5 protein-coding genes are annotated in these 5,922 nt (G+C 69.8%); 4 read left to right on the forward strand and 1 reads right to left on the reverse strand.

The annotated features are described in order from the left end of the window. The 3 genes from VGE49_RS02960 to VGE49_RS02970 form a co-directional block, all read left to right on the forward strand. A partial coding sequence (locus VGE49_RS02960) for a phosphohexomutase domain-containing protein (protein ID WP_473964829.1) occupies positions 1 to 764 on the forward strand: 764 nt, incomplete at its 5' end. 142 nt (positions 765 to 906) lie between these two features. Beyond that, entirely contained in the window at positions 907 to 2,256 is a 1,350-nt protein-coding gene (locus VGE49_RS02965) for an FAD/NAD(P)-binding protein (RefSeq protein ID WP_331033095.1), read from the forward strand. Positions 2,257 to 2,374: 118 nt separating this feature from the next. Continuing rightward, positions 2,375 to 3,661: a cystathionine gamma-synthase family protein gene (locus VGE49_RS02970; protein WP_331033096.1), complete on the forward strand. Its 1,287-nt coding sequence runs from the start codon at positions 2,375 to 2,377 to the stop codon at positions 3,659 to 3,661. 40 nt (positions 3,662 to 3,701) lie between these two features. Here VGE49_RS02970 and glmM read toward each other — a convergent pair whose 3' ends face one another. Further along, positions 3,702 to 5,051 carry a phosphoglucosamine mutase gene (gene glmM / locus VGE49_RS02975; protein ID WP_331033097.1) on the reverse strand — a complete coding sequence of 450 codons (1,350 nt, stop codon included), beginning with the start codon at positions 5,049 to 5,051 and terminating at the stop codon, positions 3,702 to 3,704. A 192-nt stretch (positions 5,052 to 5,243) separates the two neighbouring features. Between glmM and VGE49_RS02980 the strand changes: the two genes are divergently transcribed. After that, on the forward strand, positions 5,244 to 5,922 hold a 679-nt coding region (locus VGE49_RS02980), incomplete at its 3' end, for a glutamine--fructose-6-phosphate aminotransferase (protein ID WP_473964830.1).

The raw sequence follows: 5,922 nt of genomic DNA on the forward strand, positions 1-5,922 counted from the left end.
TGAAGGAAACCGGCGCCGACCTGGCCCTGGGCTTCGACGGCGACGGCGACCGCTGCGGCGTGGTGGACGACACCGGCGAGGAGATCTTCGCCGACAAGATCGGCCTGATGCTGGCCCGCGACCTGTCGGCCCTGCACCCGAACGCCACCTTCGTCGTCGATGTGAAGTCGACCGGCCTCTACAAGACCGACGAAGTGCTGAAGGCCAACGGCGCGACCACCGTCTACTGGAAGACCGGCCACTCCTACATCAAGCGAAAGACCGCCGAACTGGGCGCCCTGGCCGGGTTCGAGAAGTCGGGCCACTTCTTCCTCTCGGGCGATCTGGGCCACGGCTATGACGACGGTCTGGTCGCCGCCGGCGCCGTCCTGGCCATGCTGGACCGCAATCCCGGCAAGTCGCTCAGCAAGCTGAAGTCGGCCCTGCCCGACGCCTGGACCTCGCTGACCATGTCGCCGCACTGCGACGACGAACTGAAGTATGACGTGCTGGCGAAAATCGTGAAGGAATACGAGGATCTGGCGGCGTCTGGCGGCTCGATCCTGGGCCGCAGGATCGTCGAGGCCATCACCGTCAACGGCGTGCGCGTCCACCTGGAGGACGGCTCCTGGGTCCTGGTCCGCGCCTCCAGCAACAAGCCGGAACTGGTGGTGGTGGTCGAGAGCATGAGGTCGGCCGACGACATGCGCGACCTGTTCAGGAAAGAGGTCAAGCCGCGCCTGGCCGCTCACCCGGAAATCGGCGCCTTCAATCAGGAAATCTGATGCGTCTTTCCTCCCCATTCCATGGGGAGGTGGCGCGGCGGCGCAGCCGACGTGACGGAGGGGGCGACTCGACGGCCGAGGTTCACGCTGCCCCCTCCATCACTCCGTGGCCCCCCTCCCCACGCGTGGGGAGGAAAATCAGATGATTGACCTCTCCCCCCGCCTCTGGCGAGGTGATCCGATGAACGACGCCGCCTCCTCCCTAACCGTGGTCATTGTCGGCGGCGGCTTTTCGGGGGCCATGCTGGCGGCCCGGCTGGCCGAGCGCGGACAGGCGTCGGCGCTGATCGAGCGCGGCGACGCCTTCGGCCCGGGGGTGGCCTATTCGGCGACGCTGGACGCCCACCGTCTGAACGTCCGCGCCGAGCGGATGAGCGCCCTGGCCGACCGGCCCGGCGACTTCGCCGACTGGCTGAAGGCGCATCATCCCGACCACGCCGCCCCCGACGGCTTTCCCCCGCGCCGCCTCTACGGCCTCTATGTCGCCGCGCGGCTCGCGGCGGTCGAAGCGGCGCATCAGGGCCTGATCCAGCGGGTGAAGGGCGAGGCCCTCGCCGTCGAGGGGCGGTCCGTCGTCCTCTCGGACGGACGCCGCATCGAGGGCTGCACCGTGGTCCTGGCCACCGGCAACCCCGCCCCGCGCACCGCCGCAGCGGGACAGAGCCCGCGCATCCTGCCCGATCCCTGGGCGCCCGGCGCATTCGACCGGATTCAACCGAACGACGCGGTGCTGATCCTCGGCTCCGGCCTGACCATGGTCGACGTGGTTCTGGCGCTGCAGGCGCGGGGCTGGCGCGGTCGAGCGACGGCGGTGTCGCGACGGGGCCTGACGCCCCGCGCCCACGGCGACCATCACGACGCGCCCGCGGCCCTGCCGCCCGAAGCCCTGAGCGGCGCCCTGTCGCAACGCCTGGCCGCGGCCCGAAAGCTGGCGCGCGAGCACGGCTGGCGCCGCCTCATGGAGGGCTATCGTCCCATCACCGCCGGGCTATGGCGCGCCGCGACGACGGCCGAGCGCGCCCGCTTCCTGCGCCACCTGCGCCCTTGGTGGGACGTCCACCGCCACCGCATCGCCCCCGAGATCGCCGCCGCCTTGGACGCCCTGATCGCCGAGGGCCGGTTGAGCGTCCGCGCCGGCCGCGTCAGCGCCACCGAGGTCTCCGCCGACATCGTGACCCTGACCGTCAGCGCCCCGGGCGGCGCAGCGCAGACGCTGACGGCCGCCTGGCTGATCGACTGCACCGGCCCCGGCCATGACGCGGCGGCGACGCCCCTGACCGCCGCCCTGATCGCCGCAGGCCGCGCCCGCCTCGATCCGCTCAAGCTGGGCCTCGACCTCGATGAGGCGGGCCGCGTCCTGCACGCCGACGGCGCCGCCGACCCCGACCTCTTCCTCCTCGGCCCGCCCGCCCGCGCGGCGCTGTGGGAGACCATCGCCGTGCCCGATATCCGCCAGCGGATCGAGACCCTCGCCCGCGCCCTGACGGCCTGACCCCGCCGAATGGCGGCGGTCGAAACTTTCAATGCTGCGCGCCTTTGCCTCAACGCCTTGGCGTCTGGCGGGCCTTTCCCGGGTCGGCTATCACCGGGACAGGAGAGGAAACATAAAAATGAACCGTCACCGCACCCGCGTTCTTGGGGCTCGCACCCTCGCACCTGAAACCCTGATGATGGGCTACGGCTATGACCCGACCCTGTCGGAGGGCGCGATCAAGGCGCCCCTGTTCCAGTCGTCCACCTTCGTCTTCAAGTCGGCCGAGGACGGCAAACGCTTCTTCGAGGTCGCCTACGGCCTGCGCCAGCGCGACCCGGACGAGGCCCTGGGCCTGATCTATTCGCGCATCAACAACCCCAACCTGGAAATCCTCGAGGACCGCCTCGCGGTCTGGGACAAGGCCGACAAGGCCCTGGTCTTCTCGACCGGCATGGCCGCCATCTCGACCGCCATGCTGGCCCTGGTCCGGCCCGGCGACGTCATCCTCTACACGGCCCCGGCCTATGGCGGCACCGAATACCTGTTCGACCGCATCCTGCCTCGCTACGGCGTCAAGGCGATCAGCGTGCCCGCCGCCGAGGGTGCCGACGCCCTGGACGCCGCCATGATCGCCGCCGCCGCCGAGGCGAAGACGACCGGCGGGCGCCTCGCCGCCGTCTATCTGGAGACCCCGGCCAACCCGACCAACCAGCTGGTCGACATCGCCCGCGCCGTGGCCGGCGCCAGGGCCGTCGATCAGGCCGAGCGGCCGGTCGTGGCGGTGGACAACACCTTCCTCGGCCCCCTGTGGCAGAGCCCCCTGGAGCTGGGGGCGGACCTCGTCCTCTACTCACTGACCAAGTATGTCGGCGGCCATTCCGACCTGATCGCCGGCGGCTGCATGGGCGGGGCCGAGCTGATGGCGCGGGTCGGCGAAATGCGCACCATCTGCGGCACCAACACCGATCCGCACACGGCCTGGCTGCTGCTGCGCAGCCTGGAGACCCTGCACATCCGCATGGAGCGGGCCCAGGAAAACGCCCTGATCCTGGCCGAACGCCTGCGCGCCGATCCGCGCGTCAGCGCCGTCCTGACCGCCGGGGGACCGGACGCCTCGTCGGAGCAGCAGGCCATCTTCGAGGCCCAGTGCAAGGGTTCGGGTTCGACCTTCTCGCTGGAGCTGCCCGGCGGAGAGGCCGAGGCCTTCCGCATGCTGAACGCCCTGCGGCTGTTCAAGCTGGCCGTCAGCCTGGGCGGGGCCGAGAGCCTGGCCTCTCACCCCTCCAGCATGACCCACTCGGACTATACGCCCGAGGCCAAGGCGCGCAGCGGCATCGGCGACAACCTGGTGCGCTTGTCGGTCGGCATCGAGAACGTCGAGGACCTCTGGGCTGATCTGGATCAGGCCCTGGCTTCGATCTGAGGCGAGAGGCGGGCGCCGTTCATGGCGCCCGCCGATCCCGTCAGCCCGCCGCCTTCACCGCCGCCGCCACGTCGGCGACGACGCGTTTGACCAGGGCCTCGTCGTCGCCCTCGGCCATGACGCGGATCAGTTTTTCTGTGCCGGACGGACGCACCAGCAGGCGGCCCGAACCGTTCAGCGCGGCCTCGGCCTCGGCCATGGCGGCCTTGACCTTGGCGTCTTCCAGCGGCTTGCCGGCGGTGTAGCGTACGTTCTGCAACAGTTGCGGCACCGGCTCGAACTGACGCGCCAGCTCGCTCATCGGCACGCCCTTTTCGACCAGGACCGCCAGCACCTGCAGCGCCGCCATCAGGCCGTCGCCGGTCGTGGCGTGGTCCTTCAGGATGATGTGGCCCGACTGTTCGCCGCCGATGTTGAAGCCACCCGCGCGCATCCGCTCCATGACGTAGCGGTCGCCCACCCTGGTCCGCTCCAGCGTCAGGCCCTCGGATTGCAGCTTCCGCTCCAGACCCAGGTTGGACATGACGGTGGCCACCACCCCCTTGCCGTTCAGGCGACCGCGCCTGGCCCAGTCCAGGCCGATCAGGGCCATGATCTGGTCGCCGTCGACCACATGGCCCTTCTCGTCGCAGATGATGACCCGGTCGGCGTCGCCGTCCAGGGCGATGCCGATGTCGCAGCGATAGCGTTTGACCGCCTCGGACACCGCCTCGGGGTGGGTCGAGCCGCACTCGGCGTTGATGTTCAGGCCGTTCGGCTCGACGCCGACGGGGAAGACCTCGGCCCCCAGCTCATAGAGGGTGGTCGGGGCCACGCGGTAGCCGGCGCCGTTGGCGCAGTCGATGGCGATGCGCAGGCCCTTGAGGCTGAGCCGCTTGGGGAAGGCCGACTTGGCGATCTCGATATAGCGCGGCGGGGCGTCGTCGATGCGCTTGACCCGACCCAGCTTGTTGGCGGGGGCCAGATCCTGATCCAGCCCCTCGTCCATCATGGCCTCGATCTTCAGCTCGATCTCGTCCGACAGCTTGTAGCCGTCCGGCCCGAACAGCTTGATGCCGTTGTCCGCATAGTCGTTGTGCGAGGCCGAGATCATGATGCCCAGATCGGCGCGCATCGAGCGCGTCATCATGGCCACGCCCGGCGTCGGCAGGGGGCCGAAGGTGCGCACGTCCATGCCCACGCTGGCCAGACCCGCCACCAGCGCCGGCTCGATCATGTAGCCGGACAGGCGCGTGTCCTTGCCGATCACCACCAGGTGGCGACGGTCGTCGTCGGTGCGGAACAGCTTGCCCGCCGCCAACCCGACCCGCAGCGCGACCTCGGCCGTCATCGGATGGGTATTGGCGCGACCGCGAATGCCGTCGGTGCCGAAGTATTTTCTCTCGCCCAAGGGCGTCGTCCTTCGCTGGCGGCCCCGGCGGGTTTGCAAAGAAACCTTCCGAAACCCATTTTTTGATGTCGCCGGCCTTGGCTTCCCCTAGATCAAAATCAAAGGGCGAGACGGGCGGAACCCTCTCGCTTACCTCTTACGGCGGCCTCGCGCAAAGCGCGACCACCCGGCCCCTTCACCGGAGCAGACCATATGTGCGGCATCATCGGCATCACGGGCGCGGGCGCCGTCGTTCCTCGTCTGATCGAGAGCCTGAAGCGGCTGGAATATCGCGGCTATGATTCCGCCGGCATCGCCGCCGTCGTCGACGGCCGCATCGAACGCCGCCGCGCCAAGGGCAAGATCCGCGAGCTGGAGGCCGTGCTGGCCGCCGATCCCCTGGCCGGAACCATCGGCATCGGCCATACCCGCTGGGCCACCCACGGCGCCCCCACGACCGCCAACGCCCACCCGCACAAGGCCGGCCGCGTCTGCCTGGTCCACAACGGCATCATCGAGAACTTCGCCGAGCTGAAGGCCGAGCTGGAGGCCGAGGGCCGCGTCTTCGAGAGCCAGACCGACACCGAGGTCGTCGCCCACCTGCTGGATCACAAGCTGACGGCGGGCCTGGCCCCTCTGGACGCCTTCAAGGCCACCCTGGACCGTCTGACCGGGGCCTATGCCCTGGCCGTCCTGATCGAGGGCGAGGACGAGCTGATCCTGGGCGCCCGCCGCGGCAGCCCCCTGGTCGTCGGCTGGGGCGAGGGCGAGATGTATCTGGGTTCGGACGCCCTGGCCGTCGGTCCCTTCACCCAGAAGATCAGCTACCTTGAGGAAGGCGACTACGTCGCCATGACCCGGTCGGGCGCGCGCATGTTCGACGCCTCGGGCC

It is taken from the genome of Brevundimonas sp. (assembly GCF_036405315.1).
In the GTDB taxonomy this organism is placed as follows: Bacteria; Pseudomonadota; Alphaproteobacteria; order Caulobacterales; family Caulobacteraceae; genus Brevundimonas.